23 protein-coding genes are annotated in these 25,371 nt (G+C 61.2%); 13 read left to right on the forward strand and 10 right to left on the reverse strand.

Features of this window, described 5'->3' with window-relative positions; translation table 11 throughout:
- Positions 1-33: 33 nt before the first annotated feature.
- The 5 genes from ACS5RD_RS05295 to ACS5RD_RS05315 are packed head-to-tail and all read right to left on the reverse strand — an operon-like array spanning position 34 to position 8,630.
- Positions 34-1,215, reverse strand: coding sequence for an HlyD family type I secretion periplasmic adaptor subunit (locus tag ACS5RD_RS05295; RefSeq protein WP_489930320.1), 1,182 nt, complete (start codon positions 1,213-1,215; stop codon positions 34-36).
- Positions 1,212-3,515, reverse strand: a complete 2,304-nt coding sequence (locus ACS5RD_RS05300) for an ATP-binding cassette domain-containing protein (RefSeq protein ID WP_489930321.1) — start codon at positions 3,513-3,515, stop codon at positions 1,212-1,214. Before ACS5RD_RS05300 ends, ACS5RD_RS05295 begins: the two co-directional genes overlap by 4 nt.
- Positions 3,512-4,840 (reverse strand): TolC family protein, encoded by a 1,329-nt coding sequence (locus ACS5RD_RS05305; RefSeq protein WP_489930322.1) that lies wholly within the window; start codon positions 4,838-4,840, stop codon positions 3,512-3,514. Before ACS5RD_RS05305 ends, ACS5RD_RS05300 begins: the two co-directional genes overlap by 4 nt.
- 15 nt (positions 4,841-4,855) lie before the next feature.
- Positions 4,856-7,885 (reverse strand): beta strand repeat-containing protein, encoded by a 3,030-nt coding sequence (locus ACS5RD_RS05310; protein WP_489930323.1) that lies wholly within the window; start codon positions 7,883-7,885, stop codon positions 4,856-4,858.
- Positions 7,845-8,630, reverse strand: a complete 786-nt coding sequence (locus ACS5RD_RS05315) for a BapA prefix-like domain-containing protein (protein ID WP_489930324.1) — start codon at positions 8,628-8,630, stop codon at positions 7,845-7,847. Before ACS5RD_RS05315 ends, ACS5RD_RS05310 begins: the two co-directional genes overlap by 41 nt.
- Positions 8,631-8,963: 333 nt before the next feature.
- On the opposite strand from ACS5RD_RS05315, the gene ACS5RD_RS05320 reads away from it, so the two are divergent.
- The gene (locus tag ACS5RD_RS05320) at positions 8,964-9,614 is read left to right on the forward strand and encodes a GntR family transcriptional regulator (protein WP_054005512.1); all 651 of its coding nucleotides are present in this window, start codon (positions 8,964-8,966) and stop codon (positions 9,612-9,614) included.
- A gap of 50 nt (positions 9,615-9,664) precedes the next feature.
- On the opposite strand, the gene ACS5RD_RS05325 is transcribed toward ACS5RD_RS05320, so the two are convergent.
- Positions 9,665-11,032: a dipeptidase gene (locus ACS5RD_RS05325; protein ID WP_489930325.1), complete on the reverse strand. Its 1,368-nt coding sequence runs from the start codon at positions 11,030-11,032 to the stop codon at positions 9,665-9,667.
- A 147-nt stretch (positions 11,033-11,179) separates the two neighbouring features.
- On the opposite strand from ACS5RD_RS05325, the gene ACS5RD_RS05330 reads away from it, so the two are divergent.
- Genes ACS5RD_RS05330 through ACS5RD_RS05340 form a run of 3 tightly spaced genes read left to right on the forward strand, consistent with a single transcriptional unit; the run spans position 11,180 to position 14,113 of the window.
- Positions 11,180-12,004, forward strand: coding sequence for a class I fructose-bisphosphate aldolase (locus ACS5RD_RS05330; RefSeq protein ID WP_489930326.1), 825 nt, complete (start codon positions 11,180-11,182; stop codon positions 12,002-12,004).
- Positions 11,961-13,148: a Gfo/Idh/MocA family protein gene (locus ACS5RD_RS05335; RefSeq protein ID WP_489930327.1), complete on the forward strand. Its 1,188-nt coding sequence runs from the start codon at positions 11,961-11,963 to the stop codon at positions 13,146-13,148. The genes ACS5RD_RS05330 and ACS5RD_RS05335 overlap by 44 nt, the downstream gene beginning before the upstream one ends.
- Positions 13,145-14,113, forward strand: a complete 969-nt coding sequence (locus tag ACS5RD_RS05340) for a carbohydrate kinase family protein (protein WP_489930328.1) — start codon at positions 13,145-13,147, stop codon at positions 14,111-14,113. Before ACS5RD_RS05335 ends, ACS5RD_RS05340 begins: the two co-directional genes overlap by 4 nt.
- Before the next feature lie 14 nt (positions 14,114-14,127).
- Here ACS5RD_RS05340 and xylA read toward each other — a convergent pair whose 3' ends face one another.
- The 4 genes from xylA to ACS5RD_RS05360 form a co-directional block, all read right to left on the reverse strand.
- The gene (xylA, locus tag ACS5RD_RS05345; protein WP_489930329.1) at positions 14,128-15,429 is read right to left on the reverse strand and encodes a xylose isomerase; all 1,302 of its coding nucleotides are present in this window, start codon (positions 15,427-15,429) and stop codon (positions 14,128-14,130) included.
- Complete coding sequence (gene xylB / locus ACS5RD_RS05350; RefSeq protein WP_489930330.1) at positions 15,426-16,862, reverse strand: xylulokinase; 1,437 nt, start codon at positions 16,860-16,862, stop codon at positions 15,426-15,428. The genes xylA and xylB overlap by 4 nt, the downstream gene beginning before the upstream one ends.
- A 62-nt stretch (positions 16,863-16,924) precedes the next feature.
- Positions 16,925-17,827 (reverse strand): DMT family transporter, encoded by a 903-nt coding sequence (locus ACS5RD_RS05355; RefSeq protein ID WP_489930331.1) that lies wholly within the window; start codon positions 17,825-17,827, stop codon positions 16,925-16,927.
- Complete coding sequence (locus ACS5RD_RS05360; RefSeq protein WP_489930332.1) at positions 17,824-18,705, reverse strand: LysR family transcriptional regulator; 882 nt, start codon at positions 18,703-18,705, stop codon at positions 17,824-17,826. The genes ACS5RD_RS05355 and ACS5RD_RS05360 overlap by 4 nt, the downstream gene beginning before the upstream one ends.
- A gap of 146 nt (positions 18,706-18,851) precedes the next feature.
- On the opposite strand from ACS5RD_RS05360, the gene ACS5RD_RS05365 reads away from it, so the two are divergent.
- The 9 genes from ACS5RD_RS05365 to trmD all read left to right on the forward strand — a co-directional run bounded on the left by ACS5RD_RS05365 (position 18,852) and on the right by trmD (position 25,277).
- On the forward strand, positions 18,852-19,358 hold the full coding sequence (locus tag ACS5RD_RS05365) for a hypothetical protein (RefSeq protein ID WP_489930333.1): 507 nt from the start codon (positions 18,852-18,854) through the stop codon (positions 19,356-19,358).
- 199 nt (positions 19,359-19,557) lie between these two features.
- Complete coding sequence (gene ffh, locus ACS5RD_RS05370; protein WP_489930334.1) at positions 19,558-21,057, forward strand: signal recognition particle protein; 1,500 nt, start codon at positions 19,558-19,560, stop codon at positions 21,055-21,057.
- Positions 21,057-21,620 (forward strand): demethoxyubiquinone hydroxylase family protein, encoded by a 564-nt coding sequence (locus tag ACS5RD_RS05375; RefSeq protein WP_489930335.1) that lies wholly within the window; start codon positions 21,057-21,059, stop codon positions 21,618-21,620. The genes ffh and ACS5RD_RS05375 overlap by 1 nt, the downstream gene beginning before the upstream one ends.
- A complete protein-coding gene (locus tag ACS5RD_RS05380) occupies positions 21,617-22,147 on the forward strand; it encodes a GNAT family N-acetyltransferase (RefSeq protein WP_489930336.1) in 531 nt (176 codons plus the stop codon). Before ACS5RD_RS05375 ends, ACS5RD_RS05380 begins: the two co-directional genes overlap by 4 nt.
- Positions 22,144-22,440 (forward strand): chorismate mutase, encoded by a 297-nt coding sequence (locus ACS5RD_RS05385; RefSeq protein ID WP_054005500.1) that lies wholly within the window; start codon positions 22,144-22,146, stop codon positions 22,438-22,440. The genes ACS5RD_RS05380 and ACS5RD_RS05385 overlap by 4 nt, the downstream gene beginning before the upstream one ends.
- Before the next feature lie 42 nt (positions 22,441-22,482).
- Positions 22,483-22,839: a 30S ribosomal protein S16 gene (gene rpsP, locus ACS5RD_RS05390; protein WP_054005499.1), complete on the forward strand. Its 357-nt coding sequence runs from the start codon at positions 22,483-22,485 to the stop codon at positions 22,837-22,839.
- A gap of 67 nt (positions 22,840-22,906) precedes the next feature.
- Positions 22,907-23,416, forward strand: a complete 510-nt coding sequence (gene rimM, locus ACS5RD_RS05395; RefSeq protein WP_489930337.1) for a ribosome maturation factor RimM — start codon at positions 22,907-22,909, stop codon at positions 23,414-23,416.
- A 96-nt stretch (positions 23,417-23,512) separates the two neighbouring features.
- Positions 23,513-24,412, forward strand: a complete 900-nt coding sequence (locus ACS5RD_RS05400; RefSeq protein ID WP_489930338.1) for a hypothetical protein — start codon at positions 23,513-23,515, stop codon at positions 24,410-24,412.
- A 31-nt stretch (positions 24,413-24,443) separates the two neighbouring features.
- Entirely contained in the window at positions 24,444-25,277 is an 834-nt protein-coding gene (gene trmD / locus ACS5RD_RS05405) for a tRNA (guanosine(37)-N1)-methyltransferase TrmD (protein ID WP_489930339.1), read from the forward strand.
- Positions 25,278-25,371: the final 94 nt, after the last annotated feature.

The following is a 25,371-nucleotide window of genomic DNA, read 5'->3' on the forward strand; positions in this document are numbered from 1 at the left end:
TGAAACCCCCGGCGCTTAGCTTAGCCAAGCAAACTACCGCTCCCGCAAAGCCTCATTCGACTTATAGAGCGGCTTGGTCAGATAGGTCAGAATCGTCTTGCCACCCGTCTCCAACTCCACATCTGCCTGCATACCGGGCTTAATCTCCAGCCCCTTCTGCCGCGCAGTGAACTTGCTTTGATCCACCGCCAGCGTCACCTTGTAATGCGGATCGCCATTCGGATCACGCGAGCGTTCATCCTTGAACGTATCGGCCGAGATGAACACCACCTTGGCCTTCAACGAGCCATAAATCGTGTAATCATAGGCCGACAGCTTCACCGTCGCGTCCAAGCCTTCGCGCACCGAGGCAATGTCGCGCGGCTTCACCCGCGCCTCGATGAACAAAGCGTCATCCAGCGGGATGATCTGTAAAATTTCCTCACCGGGCTTGACCACGCCGCCAATCGTGGTGATCGACAGCTTGTTCACCACCCCCTTCATTGGCGCCACCAGCACGGTGCGTGACAACTGGTCTTGCGCCAGTTTCAGCTTTTGCCGCAGCCCCGCGAGGTCACTTTCGGTCTTGGCGTAATCCGTCGCCCGCTCCATCTCGGTGGTGGTGCGCGCCTCTGACAGCTTGTTCTTCGCGTCCGAATTATCCCGGCGCGCGCGCGTCACTTCGATCAGCGGCGCGATGTCTTGCTTATACATTTTCTCCAGCAGTTCCGCCTCTTTGGAGGTCTGCTCCAATACCGCCTGCGCGCCACCCACCCGCGCGTCATATTCGCTAAGACGCGCCGTCAGCAGCGTCTTTTCCGAGGCCACAACATCCGGCACCCTCTGCGCAAATATCTTCGGCACGTCAAACCCTGGCGCGCCATTCATCTCGGCCTCCAGCCGCAAACGGCGGATTTCCAAGGTGGCGATTTCATCCGACAACTCATCCACCGCGGCCTGATATTGCGTGCCATACAGCCGCGCCAATGTCTGGCCCGGCTCCACCACATCGCCCTCGGCGACATTCAGTTCCGCCAGAATCCTACCCTCAAGGTTCTGGATGATCTGGGGCCTGCTGGAGGATACCACCTCACCCTGCGCCCGCACGATCTCATCGACCCAAGCCACCGAGGCCCAAGCCACGAACACCACCATCACCACGACAATCATCCAGATCGTGCGGCTGGGGCCGCGAGTCTTTTCGGCAAAGCCTTCGTCATAGGTGGCAAGGCTCATGGCTTCGCCCCCCTGACCTGCATAGTGAATGGCTTTTTCACCGGCGTGATGCTGCCAATTGCAACCCCAGCTGCCGGAGCAGGGGCCTGCGCTGCCACGCCACCATTGTTCAGATGTGCCAACACGGCTTCCCTAGGCCCATCGACCACCAATCGCCCGTTCTGCATGATCACCACCCGGTTGGTCAGTTGCAAAATCGGCACCCGGTGCGTCGCGATGATCGCGGTGCGCCCGTCCAACCAAGTTTTCAGCCGACTAACCAGAGTGGTCTCCAGCGTCTGATCCAGCGCCGCCGTCGGTTCATCCAAAATCGCAACGCGCGGGTTTTGCAGCCAAATCCGCGCCCAGCCGATGCTTTGACGCTGACCCACCGACAGACCTTCGCCCATCTCGCGGATCTCCAGATCGAGGCCCCTCGGATGGCTGCGCACAAACGGCCCCAGTCCTGCAAAATCCAGCGCAGCGAACAGACGGTCATCATTGCGCTCTAGCTGAGACATATTCAGGTTGTCGCGCAGCGTGCCCGCAAACAGCCGCACTTCCTGCCCCAGATAGCCAACGCCTCGCCGCAAATCGCGCGGATGTACTTGGTTCAGGTCAACGCCGTCGATCAAAACGCGCCCCGCCGAAGGCTCATAAAGCCCAGCCAGCACGCGCAACAACGTCGATTTACCCGAGCCATTCGCGCCCAGCACCGCAATATGCTGCCCTGCCGGGATCGACAGGCCGTTGATTTCAACAGTCGTCGCCGCTTTCGGATCATAGCGGAACTCGACATTGCGCAACTCAAACGCGCCCACCAGCTTGTCGCGGCGCAGATAGTGACGTCCGGTTTCCTCGGCTTGATTGGACCCTACAATCGCCTCTAGCCCGTCCAAAGCGGCCTTCACATTGGTCCATTTCGACATGGTGGAGGAGAGCGAGGCCAATGGCCCCAAAGTCCGACCGGTCAGAATCCCGATGGCAATGATCGTGCCCACCGTGAAATCGCCCGCAAACACCAGATAAGCCCCGGCGACCACCGCCAGAATATAGGTCGCCTGCTGCACGCCCTGCGCCCAATAGCCCAGCATCGCCGTCAGATGCCGCTGATCGGATGATTTCACCGCCGACAGCGTGGAAAGTTCCGCCCAAATCCGTTTGATCCGGTCTTCCCCGCGCTGGGTGGTGACGGTTTCGGCCTCAAAGATTGCTTCATACAGCACCCGTGCTGCACGGGTCGAAGCGCCCTGCGTTGCCGCCGTCAAAGCCACCATGCGCTTTTGAAACAGGAAACCCGGCAGCACCATCAGCGCGCCGCCCGCAATCAAAATCCACACCAGATTGCCGCCAATCGAGGCCACCAAGGCGAGGAAAATCAGGATAAACGGCAAATCCGCCATCGTGCCGATTGTGGTTGCGGTGAAAAACTCGCGCACCGAGGAAAACTCGCGCATCGCGGCAAACAGCGATGACGGGCTGCGCTGCCCCGGCCCGTGCTTCATCCCCAACAGCTTGTCCATCAGCCGCGCCTGCACGGAAAGTTCAATCCGCTTGCCCGTCGTATCCATCAGCCCCGAGCGCGCCAGCTTCAAAGCCGCTTCCAGCACAATCGCCAGCATCGCGCCCAGTGCCAGCACCCACAACGTCGGTTCCGACTGATACGGGATCACCCGATCATAGACCTGCATCGAGAACAGCGACACCGCCACAGCCAATAGGTTCGCCACCAGCGACCCCGCAGCGACCTCGCCCAACTGCCGTTTGTAACGGGTAAACTCACCCCAGAACCAATGCGGGGTTTTCGCGGCCTCAACATGCCGTGACTCAAGTTCTTTAACGGAGGTGCGCACCCGCAAAATCCGGCCCGCATAGACCTGCGCGAAATCTTCATGCGGCACCTCGGCGCGCATATTATCGACGCTGGTGTCATAAACCTCAACGCCGTCGGCCGTCTCACCCAGAACCAAAACGATCTGGCCCGAGGTCATCTCGGCCAAAGCTGGCCAGTGCCCAACTGCAGGGGTAGCCACAGCAACCACCTGCGCCGCAATTCCGCAACTGCGCAACGCCCGCGCCACTTCCGGCAGGCCCAACTGCCCCGCGTCCGAGGCCAGCTGAATCTGCTCGACCACATCAGACACCGCCAGATCGACACCACAGAGCCCGGCATATACCGTGGCCAGTTGCGCCCGGCTTAGCGCCCGCGCGTTGTGCCGACCCTGCGGCACCCGCGTATCCGAGCCACTACGCGCGGCAATATCTCCAGCCGCAGCCACCCGGCCCGCATTGATATCGAAGGCGACAACCCGGTCATTCACATCCGTGCCCCATCTACCAACAACCCACGATCCCGGGCGATTTCCAGATCAATCAGTGCCATGTCATAGCCCAGCGAGGCCTGATCGCGCTGCAGCCGCGCATAGGCGTCGTATTGGCCAACCAACTCCAGCAGAGTCCGTCGCCCGACCTTGTATTGCTGGGTGAACAGATCAAGGTTCGCCGCCGTCTGCTTCAGCACCTCATCGCCCTGCGCGCGACGAGAGGCCAAATTGGCATTCTGCTGCTGCAACGCCACAATACGGCGATTGGCGATCTCGGCGGCTTCCGCCGTCTGACGGTCCACCACATCCCCGGTCTGCTGCAACGCTGCGATATTGTCCTTCGCGCCGGGATTAAACAGCCCCGCGCCGTTCAACTTCACGCCGGGATTGATGCCACCATCATCCAGACCCGCCGTCGCCGACAGACCAAACTTCAACCCGGCCAGTTGCATCTGCGCCTGAGCAATCGCCCGCGCGCCCTCTCCACGCGCTTTGACCACCGTCAAAGGCTCAGTCGTCGATTGGCCCATATCGGGCAGGCTATCCAAGCCGCTGATCTCGCCCAAAGGTTGCCCGGCCAAAGCGGCCAATTGTGCCATTTGGCTGGACTCGGTCTGCAGATCCACCGCCACCGTCGCCTGCATTTCGGCAACACGTTGGTTCAAGACCTGCTGTTCCGAGCCATCCGACAGACCGCCCGCCACGCGCTTGCCCATGATCGTGTTGAATTCCTGCAAACGGCCCGCGGCCGCCTGCGCCACTACGGCCTGCGCCCGCGCCCGTTGGGCATTGACGTAATATGACAACCCCTCAAACACCCGCTGATTCATCGCGGTGGAAAGGCTGACCGCCGCCACTTCGACATCGGCCGAAGCAAATGCCCGCTCAGCTTTACGCCGCCCGTTGTCGAACAAAGCCTGCTCCAGCAACAAACTTGCTGCCAACCCACCCAGCGAGGACAGGTTCACCGAAGGTCCAATCGACGGCAGCCAGTTCTTCGACTGCGCATTCGCCTTCAGCCGCGCCACGCGCAACTCGGCCTCTGCCGCGCCAGCGCTGGCATGGATCACCGCGTCGGACACTTTCGCATAAGCGCCTCCCGGCGGCAAAACCGAGCGTCGCCCCTGTAAATTTCCGATCAGGCCCGATCCCGCAGGTTGCCCCAGGACCCCCACCGCACTCGGCCCCGCCTGCTCATGCGTTTGCAGCATCGAGGGTGCCTCGGGCCCCGCCATGCAGCCCGCCAGCAGGGCAAACCCTGCCAGCGCCGGGACGAGGTATTTCACCCCGTTCCCGAACCCGTTCTTGCTGTTCTTGGGCATCGCCCGTTTCCCCGATCAAACAGCGGTATTGACGTGGATATCGTCGTCAACCAACACCGAAGCCCCGCTGCTGCCCAGCGTGTAGAGCGTATAACTCTCACCGTTCACCACCTGATGCGCACCGGCGACCGCGCCGACGATATTGACATGATCATCCGCACCGCCGCGGATCGCCATCTGGTGATCCGCCCCGGTCAGACTGTTGATCTGCGCCTCGGTCAGCGTCAAAGTCGCTTTCGAAGACGTCAGGTCGATGGTGCCGAAGTCAAAGCCGTGCAGACCTTCGCGGTTCAGATCCACCGTCACATCGGTGGTCGAGCGCAGATACAAAGTGCTCTGCTCGTTGCCCGCCGCATCGGTGTCGTTGATCACCAGATAGCTGCCATCGGCCACCGGAGTGCCGAAGAACGCCCAGTGGCTTTGAACCGAATTGATTGCGGCATCGGGAGGGCCCCCAAGGTCTTGCAGCATGGTCGCTGCGCCCGTCGCCGCGACTGCGTGATAGGTCAGGTCATCCGGCGATACTGCCGTCGCAACGCCAAATATCACGTTTCCGCTGCCCGCGTCATTGGTGATCCAAGGATCATTCGGCATCACGGTGTCATAGTGGAAACTGTCGGTATAGCTGGCGGTGTTGCCCGCATGATCCGTCGCCGTCACCGTGACCGTGGTGTTACCTTCGCCTGTGGGCAACGACGATGCTGGGAAAGTCGCGCTCCACAGCCCATCCGCGCCGACCGAAGCCGTCACTTCCGAGCCATTGGCCAGATGCAGCACCAGCGTCGAGAACGGCTCAGACGTGCCGGTCAGCGTCAGGCCAGCCGCGCGTTCAGCTGCGTTCAAAATATCGTCGCCCGCAATCACCTCAACATGAGTGAAGTTGCGCACGATGGTATCCACCGCGACCTGCTCGGTAAGGGTCGAGACGTTGCCAACATGATCCGTCGCCACCGCCGTCAGCGTCACCGAGTTCTCACCCGCCGGAATCTCGCCCGCCGGAATGGTGAAGCTCCAGCTGCCATCGGCTGCGACAGTGGCCGCATGTTGCGCGCCGCTGCCGAACGTCAGCATCACGGTCGAACCCGCTTCGACATGACCCGTCACAGTCAAACCGCTGGTGGCCTCTGCCGCGTTCAGGATCGTATCCGACCCGGTCGACAGGATGGCGCGGTCAAACGGCACCACTTCGGTATCGACATTCACCACATGGCTGGTCGTGGCGGTGTTGCCCAAAGCATCGGTCGCCACAGCCGTCGCGGTCGTGGCATAAGTGCCCGAGCGGATTTCACTGGTCGAGAAATTCGCCGTCCAAGTGCCTGCACTGCTGGCGATAACGGTGTGGGTTACGCCCTCCATTGTCACAACAACGCTTGCACCCGCTTCGGCCGTCCCGGTCAGCGCCACGCCAACGGCTTCTTCTGCGCCGCTGATCATATCATCGCCGCCCGCTTGGCCAACATTGATCGCCACATTGGTTTCGGTATCGACATGCACCGTATGCGACGCGGTTGCCACGTTGCCCGCCGCATCCGTTGCCCGCACCGTCACGACCGAGTCATAAGTCCCGGCCGCCACTTGGCTAGGCGCGAAATTCGCGCTCCAGATGCCAGCAGCGCTTGCGGTCACGGTATGGCTGACGCCTTGCATGGTAACAACAACCGTCGCCCCTGCATCCGCCGTGCCGGTCAGCACCAGCCCAGCCGCTTGTTCAGCGCCCGAGATTGCATCATCGCCGCCCGCCTGACCCGCCGGGATCGCCACTGCGATCTCGGTGTCAACATGCAGGCTGTGCGTGGTGGTCGCGGTATTGCCAACCGCATCCACCGAAGACACCTGCACCGTCGAGTCATAGGTGCCGCTGCGCACTTCGCTGGCAGTGTAATTTGCGCTCCAAGTCCCTGTCGAACTGGCGGTTACGATTCTGGTCGCACCTTGGAACACCACCGTCACCTGAGCGCCCGCTTCCGCCGTGCCAGTCAAAACCAGCCCACCCGCTGCCTCTGCCGCGTTGACAAGATCAGCGCCGCCAGCTTGGCCCGCATTCACCGCAACCGAAGTCTGGGAGTCGACATGGATGTTATGTGTGGTGGATGCGCTGTTGCCCGCAAGATCGGTCGAAACCACCGAAACCACCGTGTCATAGGTGCCGGGTGTCACTTCGCTGGCCGCAAAATTTGCGGTCCAAGCGCCAGAAGCGCTTGCCGTGACAGTGTGGCTAACCGCGCCCATCGTCACCACAACCGCAGCACCGGCTTCCGCCGTGCCGGTCAACGCCACCCCAGCGGCAGCTTCAGCGCCAGAGATCACATCATCGCCGCCTGACTGGCCATTGTTCACCGTCACCGAGGTTTCAGTGTCGACATTCACCACTTGGGTTGCCGTCGCGGTGTTGCCAAAGCTATCGGTCGCCGTCGCCGTTGCGGTCGACGTATAAGTGCCCGCCGTCACCGAGCCCGCCGGATAGGTCACCGACCACACTCCGCTCGAATTCGCCACCGTAGTCAGCGTCGTGCCATTCCACGCCACCGAAACTGAAGCCCCCGCCTGCGCTGTGCCGTTCAGCACCAAACCCGCTGCCGCTTCGCTTGCGTTCACCATGCCGTCGCCACCCGGCGTGCCTGTGAAGGCCACCGAAGTCTCGGTATCCACCGCGAACGTATGGGTCGAGGTCGAGGTATTGCCGTGGTTATCCGTCGAAGTCGCGGTAATCGTTTGGGTATATTCCCCAGCGGGCAGGGTGCCCGTCGGATAAGTCGTGGTCCAATGCCCGTCCGAGCCGACCACAACCGTGTTCGTCACCCCATTCAGCGTCACATCCAAAGTCGCGCCCGTAATCGAGGTGCCTGCCACCACCAATCCGGTCGAATTCTCGACAAAGTTCACCTTGTCGTCGCCCGTCACTGCATCAAAGTTGATCGGGTTCGGCATGGTATCGACCACCAGAACATCGTTCCAGGTCGTGCTGTTGCCCGCTGCATCGGTGGCCTTCACCACCACCGGAATTTCATATTCGCCGGGATCCACTTCCTTCGTCGGGAAGGTCACTGTCCAGTGCCCAGTGCCCAGTGCTATCCACCACGGTGGTCTGCGTATGGCCATTGACCAAAACGTCGATCTTCGCACCCGGTTCGCTGGTGCCAGCGATCACCACGCCATTCACATAATCTGCGCCATTCTCAACATGGTTCACCGATTTGGTGCCCTCGGTCACAGCCACCGCAGGCGGGGTCGTGTCAGGCGTGCCACCACCACCGCCACCACCCGAACCACCGCCACCAGCAATCACGGCAATCGCGCCAGCCCCGGCAGCAATCGCGCCAAAACCGTCCAGGCCCAGAAGACCCGGCACAAACGGCGCCATGCCAGCAGGCTCGTTCGACACCATCGCCACATCCGAGACGCTATCCGCTTGGGTAAAGCGCATATCGTCCAGCGGGCTCCACTTGTCCCAGCCGCTGACCGGGCCGTAATCCGCCGCCAGCACGCCGCCCTGACCCTCGTGGACGATCACCTCGGTGATCTCGCCATCCGAGGAAAGATAGAGATGGTTCACATCTCCCGGCTGTTCGTTGAAGTAGTTGCTTAGAACGATGCTGCGGCCATCCGACAGCTTGACCAGCAAATCGCCGCCCTGCTGTTCATAGCCCACAACGCTCGCGCGGGAGAGGTTCAGCGAAACGCTATCGCCCGAACCAACCTGAATGAAATTGCCTTGGCTGTTGCCTGCGACACTGCCATGCTGCGCGCCGCCCGCAACATTGCGGACCGCGAAATCAATCGCTTTTACCATCTTACTGCTCCGCCTCAAAAACCCAGGCTTTCGTGCCCGGCGTGTTATTCGCCCCACTTTCGGGGGCTGATTGCTGATAGGGATACAAAGGTCGCGATGCGATTTTTAGTGGTTCGGCCGAGCGTGCCTTGAATTTGTCAGATTTTCCCCTCATTTCAGCTACATTTGCGGCTTTCGCGCTACAGATCATCTTCTTTCGTGCAGCCATGGCGCGGAAGCCATTACGCGCCAATCTCCCATTGGTTGCATTTTCGAAACAATCAACCGGGCGTTACATGAAGTATTCCGGCTATCCCCCTTTACCTGACAGCCTTTTCGGTCTTTTGATCAGACATGGCAGGCCAAACCGAAACCCTCACCAATAAGATCCTATCGTGGATCGACACAGGCCGCCTCAACCCCGGCGATCTGATTGATGAGGCCGAACTGGTCGCCGAATTCACCGTCTCCCGCACCCCCGTCCGTGAAGCTATCTTACAACTCGAAGCCATGGGCCTTGTGCGCCGCCTGCCGCGCAAGGGGGCGACAGTGTTCCGCCCCAGCCTTGAGGAATTCTTGGCCATCCTCGAAGTTCACGCCAAACTTGAAGGTCAAGCCGCAGGCCTCGCCGCCCGCCGTCTGTCGGTGTCTTGGGCCACAGCGCTAGAAGCCGCCGTGCAAGCCTGTGAGACATTCTCGACCGAACAAGGCGACGCCAACCCCGATGCCTATTACCAGCTGAACCTGCGCTTTCATGAATGTGTGGCGCTGGCCGCAGGCAATCCTTTCCTGACCGAGATGATCAAAACCAACGCCCGCAAACTGCTGGCCTACTACCGTGCCCGCTACCGCTATGCCGGGGCCATCGCCACCTCTGCCACTGAGCACCGCGCCATCGCCACGCTGATCTTCGCCCGCGATGCAGCCGGGGCCGAGACCCTGATGCACCGCCACGTCCAATTCGACCAAATCACCGCCATGGACCTACTGGCGGCGCTGTCCTGATGCTTTGTCCTGATGCGTAGGGTGCGCTTCAGCGCACCGCGCCTGTCGCCTCACGCCCCCAACCGCTGCAACAGCCGCACATAAGCCGCTTGGCCCAACCGAAACGCTTCCAGCCGGAAGAACTCATTCGGCGCGTGCAGGTTCTCGTCATCATGCGAAAATCCAAACATCACCGCATGAACCCCCAGCACCTCCAGCAAGGTCGTCATCACCGGAATAGACCCTCCCAACCGCGTGCGATACGGGGCTTTACCGTAAACCTCCTCCAACACCTGCGCCGCGATCCCCGTCGCATTATGACCCGATGGCACCAAAAACGGCCCCGCGCCGCCCGACCCCGGCTCCAGTTCAGCCGTCACCCCGGCAGGGCAATGCGCCTGCACATGCGCTTCCAAAGCTGCTAAAATCTTTGCAGGATCCTGCGCTGCCACCAACCGACAGGTGATCTTCGCCCGCGCCTCTGCCGGATGCACGGTTTTCGAGCCAATCCCCTGCCACCCGCTCGTCAACCCGTTCACATCCAGCGTCGGACGCGCCCACAGCCGTTCGCGTGTCGTGTACCCCGGCTCGCCAAACACCGCAGGCGCACCGGTTTCCGCCAAATAGCGGGGTTCATCATAGGGAATCCGCGCGATCGCCGCCCGATCCGCTCCGGTCAGCCCCAAAACATCGTCATAGAACCCATCGACTGTCACCAACCCATCTGCCGATTTCATCGAGGCCAGCAGATGCGCCAAAGCCATCGCCGGATTGGCAATCCCACCGCCATGCAGGCCCGAGTGTTGGTCCGATCTTGGCCCCCGCACCACGATCTCGGCCTTTACCAACCCCTTTAACGCCTCAACGATCTGTGGCTGATCTGGCGCATATTGCAGCCCATCGGCAGAGAAAATCATATCCGCCGTCAGCCGATCCACATTGGCCGCCACAAAAGGTGGTAGATCTGGGGAGCCGATCTCCTCCTGCCCCTCAAAGAAAAACTTCACATTCACCGGCAAGCGCCCCGTGGTTTTCAGCAGCGATTCCACCGCCAGAATGGGCACCAACATGCCGCCCTTGTCATCCGAAGCCCCGCGCCCCCAGACCTTGCCATCGCGCACCTCAGGTTCAAACGGCGGGCTGTCCCACAGCTCAAACGGCTCTGCAGGCTGCACATCGAAATGCCCATAGATCAGGATCGTCGGCTTATCGACCCCCGCGTGCAGCCAATGCCCACAGACCACCGGATGCCCCGCCGTCGGCAACACCTCGGCCCCGTCCACCCCTGCCGCCGTCAACCGCGCCGCCACCCATTCCGCGGCCCGCACCACATCCGGGATATTCTCGAGCTTGGCCGAAACCGACGGAATCCGCACAAATGCCAGCAATTCCTGCACAAACCGCGCCTGCTCCGCGTTCAGATACTGCTGCCATTCCATCGCCATCTCCTGCCATTTCACGCCAAGGCTAGACCATCTGCAACCGCCAAGCAAACCCTCGCCATGTCAGGATTTTCCTTTGCCGTTGACAGAATCCACACCCACCGATACCGATTGTGAAAACGTTTTCACTAGCAGGATCAAGCCATGAACACCGCTCGCCTCAACCGCCTGTTCGCGCCCTCGGGCAACTGCTTTGATGTTGCTATCGACCACGGCATGTTCAACGAGGCCTCCTTCCTCGGCGGCATCGAAAACATGACAAAATCCATCCAAACCGTCGCAGCCGCCGCCCCCGATGCCATCCAGCTCCCCCCCGGCACCGCGAGAATCCTGCAAGCTATCCCCGGCAAAAGCCGCCCCGCTCTAGTTTTGCGCACCGACATCGCCAATGTCTACGGCACCCCGCTGCCGCGCACGCTCTATTCCGAAGTCATCGATCGCCCGGTGGAACAAGGCCTTGTCCTCGACGCCGCTTGCGTTGTGGTCAACCTGCTCCTGCTCCCCAATCAGCCCGAACTTTACCGAGACTGCGTGCGCAACGTGAACGCCTTGAAGCGCGAATGTGAAATCTACGGCATGCCGCTGATGGTCGAACCGCTTGTGATGCAAGACAATGCCAAGGGCGGCTATATGGTTGATGGTGACATCGCCAAAATCCTGCCCCTCGTCCGCCAAGCCGCTGAACTCGGCGCCGATATCATCAAAGCCGATCCCTGCACCGATGTTTCCGAATACCATCGCGTCATAGAAATCGCCCAAGGCATCCCGGTTCTGGTGCGTGGTGGCGGTCGCGTTTCTGACGCCGAAATCCTCGCCCGCACGCACGAGCTGATGCAACAAGGCGCGCGCGGCATCGTCTATGGCCGCAATGTCGTGCAACACGCCAACCCCGGCGGCATGACCCGCGCGCTGATGGCGATTGTGCATGACAAAGCCACCGCCGCAGACGCTGCCAAGCATCTGGCCTGAAGCGATGCAAGAAATCCGCTTCGGTATCATTGGGTGTGGCCTTATGGGCCGTGAATTCGCCTCCGCTGCCGCGCGCTGGCTGCATCTTGCCAACCCCAAAGCCAAACCGCGCATCGTCGCGGTCTGCGACACCAACCCCGCGCTGATGGATTGGTTCGCCACCCATCTGGGTGAGATTCAAACCACCACCGACTATCACGACCTGTTGAAAAACCCTGACGTGGATGCCGTCTACTGCGCCGTTCCCCACGTCCTACACGCCCAAATCTATCCCGACATTCTCAACGCCGGAAAACACCTGTTCGGCGAAAAACCCTTCGGCATGGACCTCGCCCAAAACCGCAGCATCATGGCCGCCATCGCAGCTCACCCAGAACTTACCGTGCGCTGCTCGTCGGAAATGCCGTTCTACCCCGGCGCGCAAAAGGTCATCGACTTCGTAAGGTCCGGCGCGGCTGGCGATATTCTCGAAGTCGAAGCCAGCTTCCTGCATTCCTCCGATATCAACCCCGACAAGGTGATCAACTGGAAGCGGATGCAGGCGGTGAACGGCGAATATGGCTGCATGGGCGATCTGGGGATGCATGTTCTGCACGTCCCGCTCCGCCTCGGCTGGCGCCCCGATACTGTGCAAGCGAGCCTTGTGAAACGTGTCAGCCAACGCCCCGATGGCAAAGGCAATCTGGTGCCGTGCGAGACTTGGGACAACGCCACCATCACCGCCCGCGTCCCCACCACCTATGGCAATTTCCCAATGGTGCTAAAGACGTGGCGCATCGCACCGGGCGAAGCCAACACTTGGTCGCTCCGCGTCCTTGGCATGAAAGGCAGCGCCTTTTTTACCACCAAATCGCCTCGGCAGTGGCAGTTCATGCACTACAAAAACGGCGGCACCCAGACGTGGCAAACCGAAGATCTCGGCTACACGCCCTTGTTCCCCGGCATCACCGGCGGTATTTTTGAATTCGGCTTCACCGATGCCATCCAGCAAATGTGGGCCGCCTATATCGACGAACTCGCGGGCGGAGACGCCGCAGGCTTCCCCTGCGCTCACCCGTCCGAGGCGGCAGCCCATCACGCTATCCTCACCGCCGCCCTGACCGCAGGCAAAGAAAACCGCACTGTCAGCGTGGACTACGCATGAGAAAGGGCATCGCCTGCGCGGGCAACTGGATCGTCGATATCATCCACAGCATCGAGGCTTGGCCGCAGAAAAGTGATCTCGTCCGCATCCAGCACGAAGCCACCGGGGTAGGTGGTGGTGCCGCCAACGTCGTCCTAGACCTCGCCGCCTTCCAGACCGACCTGCCGCTGTACGCTGTGGGTCTGATCGGCACCGACACCCATGCGCAAATCTGCCTTGCCGCCTGTGCGAGCGCCAAAATCGACACAGGCTGGCTAAAGCAAACCCCGCACCACCCGACCGCCCACACCCAAGTGATGAACGTCCCCGGTGACAGCCGCACCTTCTTCTACCATCCCGGCGCCAATGACGCGCTCAGCGAAGCTGACATCCCCATCGAAGCCATCGCCGCCCAAAATGCTAAAATCTTCTACCTCGGCTACCCCAACCTGCTCGCCACCCTAGACACGGTGGAACCCAACGGAGAAACCCCCGCCGCCCGCATCCTTGCCCGCGCCCAAGCCGCAGGCATGATCACGTGCGTTGATCTGGTCTCATCCGCCACCCCGCACTTTGCCGCTACCGTCAAAGCCATCCTGCCACACACAGATTACCTATTCCTGAATGAAATCGAAGCCGCCCGCGCCACCAACCGCGCCGACATTGCCCCCGACGACCGCGCCCGCATCTTGGAAGCCGCAACCGCCCTGCAAGCCCAAGGCGCTAAAGCCGTGATTCTGCACACCGGTACCCTCGCCCTCTGGCTGGCCGAATCCGCGCTCTGGTCTAGCCCCGAGCCGATAAATCCCGCTGAAATCCTCAGCCCCGTCGGTGCCGGGGACGCCTTCTGCGCAGGCATCATCTACGCCATCCACGAAAACTGGACCGCCGAGCAAGCCCTCCACCTTGGCCACCGCGCCGCTGCCGCCGCCTTGAAAAGCGTCACGGCCAGCGAAGGCATCCCCCCGCTGGCCGCGTTTATCTAGTTCTTAGCCGCTACTCAGATGTAGTGGTTCCACAAGTTCTCCAGCCGTTCTTGACGGCCCGAGCGTGGCTGCGGGTTGATGTTGTTCTTGATCACCGCCTCGGCGATCACTTCCAGCGGCTGCGTCAGCATCGCCTTGGCACCCTCACGCTCCCAGCCTGCATAACGTGCGCGCCGTGCCGCTTCCAACGTATCATCCTCCAGCAGATAAACCGCCGCTTTCAAGGCCCGTGCGCAGGTGTCCATGCCGCCGACATGCGCGAGGATCAGATCTTCCGGGTCCAGCGATTGCCGCCGCACTTTGGCGTCAAAGTTGGTGCCCCCTGTGGTATAGCCGCCCGCGCGCAAGATCTCATAAAACGCCAGCGCCTTTTCAGCGTGGTTGTTCGGGAACTGGTCAGTGTCCCAGCCGGATTGGTAATCATTGCGGTTCATGTCGATCGACCCAAAGATCCCCAAAGCCGCAGCCGTAGCGATCTCATGTTCAAAGCTGTGCCCGGCCAAGATCGCATGGCCCTGCTCGATGTTGACTTGGACCTCTTTCTCCAGCCCGAAATCCTTCAGGAAGCCGTAAACCGTCGCCACATCATAGTCATACTGATGCTTCGACGGCTCTTGCGGTTTCGGCTCGATCAGGATCGCGCCCTTGTAGCCAATTTTGTGCTTATACTCGACGACCGATTGCAGGAACCGCCCGGCATGAGCGCGCTCTTGGGCAAGATCGGTGTTCAGCAGCGTCTCGTAGCCCTCACGCCCGCCCCACAGCACATAGTTCGCACCGCCCAGTTTATGCGTGGCATCCAGACAGGATTTCACCGTGGCCGCAGCATAGGCGTAAACCTCGGGATCGGGGTTGGTGGCAGCCCCCGACATCCAGCGCTTGTGGCTGAACATATTGGCGGTGCCCCAGAGCAACTTGGCCTTGTGGCTCGATTGCTTTTCTCCAAGATAATCCACGATTTCTTCAAGGTTGCGCAGGGATTCGGCGAAAGTCGCCCCCTCAGGTCGCGCATCGGCGTCGTGGAAGGCGTAGAATGGCGTGCCGAGAATATCGAACATCTCAAACGCCACATCGGCCTTCAGCTTGGCAAGCGCCATGGTGTCGCCGAACCACGGGCGATCGAAGGTCTGCCCGCCAAACGGGTCGCCGCCCGGCCATGCGAACGAATGCCAATAGGCGACGGCAAAGCGCAGATGATCCTCCATCCGCTTGCCCAGCAGCACCTCATCGGGGTCGTAATGCCGGAAAGCAAACTCGTTGGTCGAGCCTTCGCCCTCATACTTGATCTGCGGGATGTTCTTGAAAAAGTCGGTCATGCGAGGCTCCTTATAGCGGTTTGTGCAGCGCGATAACGGGCGTGGCCCGCATCGAAGGCATCTTTCAGGGTGGGATCGGGCAGGATTTCCCGCGCGATTTGCGGAAGGGTGGCCACTTCCGACCCAGCCCCAGTGGCGGCCATCAGGCCAAGACGGGCTGCCCCGAAAGCACCACCGAAATCTCCGGTCACAGGCAGGCTGACCGGGCAATCCAAGGCGGTGGCAATCGCGCGCAGCCAGTAGTCGGAGCGTGATCCGCCGCCGACTGCCAGCAAATGCTGCAATTTGGTGCCAGTTGCAGCCAAAGCGTCGCGGCAATCGCGGAAGGCAAAGGTCACGCCCTCCAACACCGCGCGGGTGCCCGCTTGGCGGTCGGTGGCATGTTCCAAACCGGTGAACGCGCCTCGGATTGAGGCGCTATTCAACGGCGTGCGCTCCCCCCCCAGATAGGGCAGGAACACCGTCTTACCCGGCGCTTGCAGCGGGCCGACTTCGCCCGTCAAGGTCGCGGCATCCGCCCCGACCAGTTTGGAATACCAGTTCAAAGCATCGGTCGCAGCCAGAACCACCCCCATCTGGTGCCAGGTGTTCGGCAAGGCGTGGCAGAACGTATGCACCGCCGTCGCAGGGTCGGGCTGATAGCCATCGTTGGCGGCAAACAACACTCCGCTCGTGCCCAAAGACACAAACGCCTCGCCCGCCCGCACCACACCGACACCAACGCCCGAGGCTGCATTGTCGCCGCCACCCCCGGCCACAACCACGCCCGCGCCGATGCCAAATCGGCTGGCCAACTCACCTCGAAGCACCCCAGAAACCTCCGAGCCTTCCACCAAACGCGGCATCTGCGCCCGGGAAAGCCCGGTATCGGCTAGCAAAACATCCGACCAATCCCGCTTGCCAGTATCCAGCCAAGCCGTACCAGCGGCGTCTGACATTTCCGAGACATGCTCGCCCGTCAGCCACAGCCGCAGATAGTCCTTTGGCAGCAGCACTTTCGCCACTTTGTCCCACAGGGCAGGCTCATGCTTGCGCAGCCAGTCGAGTTTCGGCGCGGTGAAGCCCGGAAACACAATATTGCCGGACAGGCGGCGGAATTCTGGCTTTGCATCCAAAGCCGCTGCTTCGGCGAAACTGCGGGTATCGTTCCACAGAATACAGGGCCGCAGCACCTGATCCGACGCATCCAGCAAGGTCGCCCCATGCATATGGCCGGAAAGGCCGATACCTTTTACCGCCGCCAACCCATGTTCGGCGAGTTTGCCCAACACAATTTCAGCCGCCGCGATCCACGAGGCCGGGGCTTGCTCCGACCATCCCTCCGCCGGACGTTCCACTGTCAAGGGCGCCGTCGCCTCAGCCAGCACGTGCTGGCTGTCATCCATCAGGATGCCCTTCAGCCCCGAGGTGCCCAGATCGAGCCCGATATACATAAGTGTCCTCCCCAGAACGCGTGCATGTCAGCGCTAACATGCCAGTTATGAAATCGTTTACGCTATGCCGTTTCATCCTTCAACAGCAGGAATAAAGCCAAAGCGGTTAGAATGACTCCGCCCAGCACATTTATCGGCGGCGCTGTGCGGCCAAGTGCGATTTCCCACAGGATCACCCAGCTTGGCACCAAATAGGTATAGGCCATCACCTTGGCCGAAGGCAGCCGCAGCGTGGCAAATTGTAGCAAAACGAAAGTCATCGCAGAGGCCGCAACCGAGACATAAACCAAGCAAATCCAAACGATGGCGGGCAGGGCGGCCCAATCGGTCGCCAGCACATCGCGCCAACCCCACAGACACAGAATCACAAAGCCTGCCAGCATCATACCAAAGGTGAACACCAGTGCAGGCTCGCCTCGGTTCAGCTTGCGCACCATTGGCGCATACAGCGCATGCGCGATGCAGCCGAAGAAATAGATAAACTCGCCGCGTCCAACCTCAAACCGCGCCAAAGCTGCCAGATCACCGCGAAAGATTACCCACAGCGCGCCAACAGCCCCGATCGCCAAGGCCAAACCCATCCGGACGGTGGTGATTTGCCCCAACAGCAGCCAGGCAAACCCTGCCGCCATCAACGGCGTCAGCGTGAACACCGCTGCCATCGGCACGGCTTCCGCCGTCTGCAAGCCCCAGAACATCAGTACGAAATAACACGCGAGCAACCCGCCCAAGACGACATACCGCCACGGTGCCGCCCATGTCTTGCGCGGCACCCCCACGGTCAGAAAGGCCGCCAGCCCCACCAGAGCCCCCGCCAAAGCAAACCGCGCCACCGTCAAGGCCGCGGGCGAGACATGCGGGGCCGCCATTGCCCCCAGACTAAAGCTGCCCGCGACCAGCGCTGAAAACGCCAACATCGCAACATGGCCACGTTGGGGTGGGCTTAATGTGGCCCAAAGCCTCAAGCGCTGCACCACGTTGCCGCCGATTGCCGCAAACAGCTCAGGAAGCTCTGCACCTTCAAGGTCCGGTGCAAATCCACATGCGTCACGATCCAGAGCGGCGAGTCCCATTCCGGGATCGGTGCCATCACCTCGACCAGATCGGGGTCCAGCCGCGCCTCATGCGCCCGCATGAACCCCAGCCCCATCCCCGCCTTCACCGCCGCTTCCGATGCCGCAGGTTCGTTGACGCGGAAGGTCAGCCGATCTTGCGACACTCGTTCCCGCAGCCAGCGATAGAACGGCGCGCGGTTATCAGGGTTATCAACGCCAACGAAACGGTGCAGCACCAGCTCGGCTTCGCCATTCGGCAGCCCATGCCGTGCCACATAGGCTTTCGAGGCATAAAGCCCGAACTGCATCTTCACCAAGGGCAGCGCGACATTGTCCGGCTCTTGCGGCGTCGCCCCCGCCCGGATCGCCACGTGCGCTTCGCCATAATCCAGCCGATACAGCCGCATATCGGTCAGAAACCGGATCACCACCGCCGGATGCGCCTCTTGGAAGGTCGCGAAAACCGGGGCCAGCAGATGTGCAATCCCGGTGATTGAGGTCACCACCAACTCGCCCGCCACGGTCTCGCCCTGACCCTTGATCCGGCTGGCCAGCTGGCCAAACTGATCTTCGGTGGTTTGCGCCACCGATAACAAATCCCGCCCGGATTCCGTCGGCGTATAACCGCGCGCATGGCGCTGGAACAGCTTCGCCCCCAACCGCTTTTCCAGACTGTCGATATGCCGGATCACCGTGGCATGATGCACCCCCATCACCTCGGCCGCCCCTGAAACCGTGCCCATCCGCGCCACCTGAAACGCCGTCCTGATCTCGTCCCAGTTATCCATCGAGCAGATCCCCTGTGCATTTGCGCACATAAATCAGCAAAGGCTGCAGATAAAGCAAGGGGTTTGTCGGCTTAGACATAAGGCTTGCCCGAAGCGCTGCTTAGGCGGATGCTAAGGTCAGGGTGTTCAAGCCGCCAGAGGCCACCATGAAGCTTGTTTCCTCATCGCCGGATCGCTTGGTGCTGCGCAAAAGACCGGTGCTGATGGGCATCGGGATCGCCGCTGCCATGCTGCTGTTCGCGGCGATCTGGCTGGCCAAATTCTTCTCAAACGATCACAGCGATCTGACCGTCCTCGCGCTGCTGTTTGGCCTGTTCGGCGTGGTGTTCATCGTCTTCGTGCGGCAAGAGGTGGCGGTGTTCGACCGCCCCAGCAACACGCTGACCTTGCGCAGAGTCGGGGTCTTCGGCGCACGCGAGCAAAGCCGCCCCTTGGCCGAGGTCACCAAGGCAGTGGTGGAAACCAGCGCCAATGACGGCGACAGCAGGGCCGGGCCAAGTCACCGCGCCGTGCTGAGCTTCACCTCTGGCCCACCACTCCCCCTATCCGCAATCTTCCGCTCGGGATCAGAAGCAAAGACAGCGGTGCAACAAATCAACACTTGGTTGAACCAAAAGACCGGGCAGACCCAAAAGCGCCCGAAAAAACGCTGATCACCCAGCCCTGCTTGACTCTGCCCCCCCAACCGCGTATCGCCCGAACCAATTCCCCCGGAGGCAACCGCTTCCGGTCCCTTGGCTTATGCCGGGATCGCCACCTGTCAGCGCGTTGCGCCCACAGGTGCTGTTTCGCATTGGCCTTGGGAAACCCGCCGTAGCGCCCCATATCGGGGTTTTGATCTAGGAGAGCGTGATGTTTGAAAGCCTGTCAGAACGCCTTGGTGGCGTGTTCGACCGCTTGACCAAGGCCGGCGCGCTCTCGGAAGCCGACGTTGACACCGCGCTACGCGAAGTCCGCACTGCCCTGCTGGATGCAGACGTGTCGCTGGAAGTCGCGCGCAATTTCGTCAAAGCCGTCAAAGTCCGCGCCATTGGCCAAGCTGTCACCAAGTCGATCACTCCCGGCCAGCAAGTCGTCAAGATCGTCCACGACGAACTCGTGCGCGTGCTGGCGGGCGATGATGAACCCGAAGCGCTGAAAATCGACAACCCGCCGTCCGCCATCCTGATGGTCGGTCTGCAAGGTTCGGGCAAGACTACCACCACCGCCAAGCTGGCCAAGCGCCTGAAAGAGCGCAACGGCAAGCGCGTGCTGTTGGCCTCGCTCGACACCAACCGCCCGGCGGCTATGGAGCAGTTGGCGATCCTCGCGGGCCAGATCGGTGTGGACTCCCTGCCAATCGTCAAAGGCGAAACCGCCGTCCAGATCGCCAAGCGCGCCAAGACCCAAGCCGCGATGGGAGGCTATGACGTGGTGTTCTTCGACACCGCTGGCCGTCTGCACATCGACGAAGTGCTGATGGCGGAAATCCAAGCCGTCCGCGACATCGCCCAGCCCCGCGAAACCCTGCTGGTGGTCGATGGTCTGACCGGGCAAGATGCGGTCAACGTAGCCTCGGAATTTGACGCCAAAGTCGGCATCTCGGGGGTCGTCCTCACCCGGATGGACGGCGACGGTCGCGGCGGTGCCGCGCTTTCGATGCGCGCTGTCACCGGCAAGCCGATCCGCTTTGTCGGTCTTGGCGAAAAGATGGATGCGCTGGAGACGTTCGAGGCTGAACGTGTCGCAGGCCGCATCCTTGGCATGGGCGACATTGTGGCGCTGGTCGAAAAGGCCCGCGAAACCTTTGAGGCCGAACAAGCCGAGCGGATGGCACGGCGCTTCGCCAAGGGTCTGTTCAACATGAACGACTTGAAAAGCCAGCTTGAACAGATGCAGAAAATGGGCGGGATGCAGGGCGTGATGGGCATGATGCCCGGCATGGGCGGCATGGCCAAGAAAGCCGAAGCTGCGGGCTTTAACGACAAAATGCTGACCCATCAGATCGCCTTGGTCAATTCGATGACCAAGAAAGAGCGCGCCAACCCCGATCTGCTGGCCGCGTCGCGTAAAAAGCGCATCGCAGCCGGGGCAGGGCTTGAGGTGTCAGAAGTGAACAAGCTTCTGAAGCAGCACAAGCAAATGGCCGATATGATGAAGAAAATGGGCAAAGGTGGTGCCATGAAAAACGCCATCAAGCAGATGATTGGTGCCAAGGGCGGGATGCCCGATATGGCCAACATGTCGCCCGAAGCCATGGCCGAAGCCGCCAAAGGCATGAAGCAAGGCCTCGGCATGGGCGGCGGCTTCCCCGGTATGCCGCGCGGTCTGTCGCTGCCCTCCAGCCTTTCGGGGTTGATGAAGAAGAAATGATGCCTGCCGACCGCCTTTCTGCGATCAGGATCGCCCGCGTCAATCACGCCGGAGAATACGGCGCGATTCGCATTTACGGCGCGCAGATTGCGGTGTGCAGTCTGTTGTGGCCGCGCCTTGTGTTGCCGTTGTCGCAGCTAAAAGCGCATGAGGTGGAACACTGCCGCCTGTTCCGCGCAGCTTTGTCGGCGCGCGATGGTCGCCCCTGCCGGGCGATGTATCTGTGGAGTATGGGCGGCTGGGTGCTGGGTGCTGTCTCGACTCTGTTCGGCCCCAACCTGATCTGGGTCTGCACCGAGGCTGTTGAAGAAACCGTGCATCATCATCTATCCGATCAGTTGGATTGGCTGAAGTCGCGTGATGGCGATTTATATGGGCTTATCAAAGGGACTCAGGCTGAAGAAGAAGGCCACCTTGACCTCGCCCGCAGCGAGAAGACCCGCGACAATGCGATGACGAAGGCGTTCGGAGCACTGGTGCACGCCAGCGTGTCGTCGGTGGTTTGGCTGTCGACTTGGGGTCAGTCATCGCGGATGCGGCATGACTTGCGGAGGCTGGCATGATCGAACTGACGGGCATCCCGGTGCTAGAGACCGAACGCCTGCGCCTGCGTGGGCCGAAGTCGTCGGATTTTGAGTCGATGGCGGCCTTCCTCGCTTCGCCCCGCAGCGCCTATGTCGGTGGGCCCGTCAGCCGCGCGCAGGCTTGGCGCAGCTTTGGCCATCTAACCGGCCATTGGTTGCATCGTGGCTATTCGATGTTCATTCTGGCCGACAAATCCACCGATGCAGCCCTCGGCATGGCAGGCCCATGGTTCCCCGAAGGCTGGCCTGAACCCGAACTTGGCTGGTCGATCTGGGCATCTGAGGCCGAAGGCAAAGGCCTGGCACACGAAGCCGCCCGCGCCGCCCGCCGCTTTGCCTATGACAGCCTTGGCTGGAAAACCGCCATCAGCCTGATCGCCGATAATAACCTGCGCAGTCAGGCGCTGGCGCAGCGCATGGGCTGCACTCGCGACGGCGAATTCATCCACGAAACCTTCGGTGCCAGCCAAATCTGGCGTCACCCCGCCCCGGAGTCCCTACAATGACCGACGCCACCACCATCGCCGCCGAGCTGCTGAAAGACCACCGCGAGAGCATCGACCGCCTCGACGCGATCCTCGTCTACACCCTCGCCGAACGCTTCAAGCGCACCCAAGCCGTGGGGCGTCTGAAAGCCGAACATGATCTTCCCCCGTCCGATCCCAGCCGCGAAGCGCGCCAGATCGAACGGCTGGAATGGCTTTCGAAAGAAGCCGACCTCGACCCCGAATTCGCTAAGAAATTCCTGACCTTCATCATCTCCGAAGTCATCAGGCATCACGAACAACTTCAGAAATAACCGCAGACACGCGGTTCCAACCAAACCTAAGGAGACTACACCATGTCCATGAAAATTCGCCTCGCCCGCGGTGGTTCGAAAAAGCGCCCGCACTATTCGATCGTCGCCACCGACAGCCGCAACCCGCGCGATGGCCGCTTCCTGGAAAAGCTGGGCACCTATAACCCGCTCTTGGCCAAAGACAGCGAAGAGCGCGTGAAAATGAATATGGAGCGCGTGCAATATTGGCTGAGCCAAGGCGCACAGCCAACCGACCGTATCGCGCGTATGCTGGAAGCCGCTGGTGTGCTGGCGAAAAAGGTCCGCTCGAACCCGAAATCGGCCGTCCCCGGCAAACGTATGGCCGAGCTGACCAAGAAGAAAGCCGCGCGCGCAGAAGCACCGGCAGCTGCTGAATAATCAGCTTGCTGATCCCTGAAAACTGCGGCTCCCATCCGGGGGCCGCATCTTAGCATCGGAGAGTCTCATGCCCAACCCAGACCACATCTGCGTCGGCGCCATCGCAGGCTCTTTCGGCGTGCAAGGCGAAGTGCGGCTGAAAAGCTTCTGCACTGATCCTGAATCCATCGCCACCTACGGCCCACTCTACAGCGAAGACGGCCAAACCACCTATAAAATCAAACTGACCCGCCCCGTCGCAGGCGGTCTTGGTGCGCGCATCATAGGCGTGGAAACCAAAGAACAGGCCGATGCCCTGAAAGGCATAAGCCTATATGTTGACAAGAAAAAACTCCCCCACCTGCCCGATGATGAATTTTACCACGCCGATCTGATCGGCCTCGCCGCGTTCGACACTGGCGGCAAAGAACTTGGCCGCGTGCAAGCCGTACACAACCACGGCGCGGGCGATCTGTTGGAAATTGCAGGCCCCGGCCTGAAATCCGGCTTGCTGTTGCCCTTCACGCTCAAAGCAGTCCCCACGGTAGACCTCACCGCTGGCCGCATCATCGTCGATCCGCCAGAAGGTCTTGATTAAAAACCGCTTTAGGGCAAGCGACGTGTGATCAAATCAAAAACTGCTAGACTAAAATCCGCCACCACGCCACTCTGCGCAGGGCTGTAAGGGGGCGTGATGCACAACCGTATGCGATGGCTGATGGGCGCAACCGCTCTGCTTTACATCGGGCCGCTGATGGCGGGCTTGGGCGGCTATGGCTGGCCCTTGGTGCCTGTCTTCACCCTGCTGTTCGTACTCTGGCAATTCATCATTCGCCCGCAAAACTGGCCGCGTCAGTTCCACGACTGGACCCAGTATCAGGCTTGGGCCACCCTGTTCAGCAACGCCGCCATCCAACTGCTGTTCGTGGCCCTGCTGTTCGGCGTCGGTCGCGGCATCGGCGGAGCCTTGGGTTTCGTGCCACCCTATTCCGAAATGCTGCCCGTCGCGATTTCCTTCCTGTCGATCCCTCTGGCCCGGATGATCTGGGACCCGTGGAAGATCAATGAAACCAACGCATTTCTCGATCACGCCATTGATCAGATCGCCCACCCCGGCAATCCGGTGGAACGCAGCGAGTTGAACACCGCGCGCCGCATGATCGCTCCCTTGGCCGATCTGCCCGATGACACCACCCCTGCCACCGTGGCCCAACACCTGCTGGCGCTATCTGCCCATGCCGACCCCGCTTTTATCCGCACCGCTTTGTTTGAACGCGCCCGTACAGGTGCCGCCCGCGCCGAAATCATCGCCCTGATCCTGCACAGCACCGATCCGGCCCTGATCACCGATGTGCACGGCGACGGTCCAACGCTGGCACTGGCTCTGCTGCCCGAAGACCCCGAGTTGATCGGCCTGTTCGCCACCCGCCTCCGCGATGCCATGCCGCAAGACCCGGATATCTGGGGCAAGTCCCCCAGCTCCGATCTGCTGGCGGAATGGCTGGCGAAATACCTCAATTCCGCCGCCGAAACCCCGTTGCGCGATCTGATCGCCGCGACAAATGCCGCCCAACCCGAGGATGGTTTGGCCTAGCAGGGGTGCCCGCGACAGGCTAAAAGCCAGTATGACCGACACACCCGACACGCCCGCCAGTGACACCTCCCCCAGCAAATCGCATGGCCGCATTTCGATCCGCGCCAGCCTGAAGCCGCGCGATTTGATGGAGGAGCCTTTGCACGTCAAAGATGCATGGCGCGCCAAAATCATCACCCTGATGCCCGATGCCTTCCCCGGCATTTTGGGGATTTCGCTGACCGGCAAAGCGCTGGATTTGGGGTTGTGGGCGCTCGACGTGATCAACTTGCGCAGCTTCGGGCAGGGCAAGCACCTGAACGTTGATGACACCCCCGCAGGCGGCGGCGCGGGCATGGTTTTGCGCGCCGATGTGCTGGACGCGGCCCTAACCGATGCGGCCCAGCACACCCCGCGCGACCGCAATCACTGGCCTGTGATCTACCTTTCCCCACGCGGCAAGCCGTTCAACCAAGCCATGGCCCGCCGCTTTGCCGCCTGCGATGGCGTCACGCTGCTCTGCGGTCGATTTGAAGGCGTCGATCAGCGCCTGCTCGATCACCACGACATCGAAGAAGTCTCCCTTGGCGACTTCGTGCTGACCGGGGGCGAGATCGCGGCCACCGCCCTGATCGACGCCACCGTGCGCCTGCTGCCGAAAGTGCTGGGAAATCAAGAGTCGACGGTAGAGGAATCCTTTTCCGACGGCCTGCTGGAACACCCGCAATACACCCGCCCCGCCATCTGGAATGATCTGCCGATCCCCGAAGTGCTACAATCCGGCAACCACGCCGCCATCGCCAAATGGCGCCAAGCGCAGGCCGAGGAGATCACCAAGACCCGGCGGCCTGATCTGTGGCAGGCTTATTTGCGGCGGAAAGCCTAGTGGATCGGTTGTACGCTCCGCGGGGAGTATTTCAAAAAGAGCAAATTCTTTGGGTCATCCTCTCTGCTCAAATAACCCCGCCGGAGGCTTCGCG

Source organism: Cypionkella sp. PAMC25878 (assembly GCF_058135695.1).

Coding starts and splice junctions, on each gene's coding strand:
- ACS5RD_RS05295 (WP_489930320.1), bottom strand. CDS start 1,215: ATGAGCCTTGCCACCTATGACGAAGGCTTTGCCGAAAAGACTCGCGGC.
- ACS5RD_RS05375 (WP_489930335.1), top strand. CDS start 21,057: ATGCCTGCCGACCGCCTTTCTGCGATCAGGATCGCCCGCGTCAATCAC.
- ACS5RD_RS05315 (WP_489930324.1), bottom strand. CDS start 8,630: ATGGTAAAAGCGATTGATTTCGCGGTCCGCAATGTTGCGGGCGGCGCG.
- ACS5RD_RS05330 (WP_489930326.1), top strand. CDS start 11,180: ATGAACACCGCTCGCCTCAACCGCCTGTTCGCGCCCTCGGGCAACTGC.
- ACS5RD_RS05325 (WP_489930325.1), bottom strand. CDS start 11,032: ATGGAATGGCAGCAGTATCTGAACGCGGAGCAGGCGCGGTTTGTGCAG.
- ACS5RD_RS05340 (WP_489930328.1), top strand. CDS start 13,145: ATGAGAAAGGGCATCGCCTGCGCGGGCAACTGGATCGTCGATATCATC.
- xylA (WP_489930329.1), bottom strand. CDS start 15,429: ATGACCGACTTTTTCAAGAACATCCCGCAGATCAAGTATGAGGGCGAA.
- ACS5RD_RS05305 (WP_489930322.1), bottom strand. CDS start 4,840: ATGCCCAAGAACAGCAAGAACGGGTTCGGGAACGGGGTGAAATACCTC.
- xylB (WP_489930330.1), bottom strand. CDS start 16,862: ATGTATATCGGGCTCGATCTGGGCACCTCGGGGCTGAAGGGCATCCTG.
- ACS5RD_RS05360 (WP_489930332.1), bottom strand. CDS start 18,705: ATGGATAACTGGGACGAGATCAGGACGGCGTTTCAGGTGGCGCGGATG.
- ACS5RD_RS05400 (WP_489930338.1), top strand. CDS start 23,513: ATGCACAACCGTATGCGATGGCTGATGGGCGCAACCGCTCTGCTTTAC.
- ACS5RD_RS05385 (WP_054005500.1), top strand. CDS start 22,144: ATGACCGACGCCACCACCATCGCCGCCGAGCTGCTGAAAGACCACCGC.
- ACS5RD_RS05380 (WP_489930336.1), top strand. CDS start 21,617: ATGATCGAACTGACGGGCATCCCGGTGCTAGAGACCGAACGCCTGCGC.
- ACS5RD_RS05320 (WP_054005512.1), top strand. CDS start 8,964: ATGGCAGGCCAAACCGAAACCCTCACCAATAAGATCCTATCGTGGATC.
- rimM (WP_489930337.1), top strand. CDS start 22,907: ATGCCCAACCCAGACCACATCTGCGTCGGCGCCATCGCAGGCTCTTTC.
- rpsP (WP_054005499.1), top strand. CDS start 22,483: ATGTCCATGAAAATTCGCCTCGCCCGCGGTGGTTCGAAAAAGCGCCCG.
- ACS5RD_RS05335 (WP_489930327.1), top strand. CDS start 11,961: ATGACAAAGCCACCGCCGCAGACGCTGCCAAGCATCTGGCCTGAAGCG.
- ACS5RD_RS05365 (WP_489930333.1), top strand. CDS start 18,852: ATGAAGCTTGTTTCCTCATCGCCGGATCGCTTGGTGCTGCGCAAAAGA.
- ffh (WP_489930334.1), top strand. CDS start 19,558: ATGTTTGAAAGCCTGTCAGAACGCCTTGGTGGCGTGTTCGACCGCTTG.
- trmD (WP_489930339.1), top strand. CDS start 24,444: ATGACCGACACACCCGACACGCCCGCCAGTGACACCTCCCCCAGCAAA.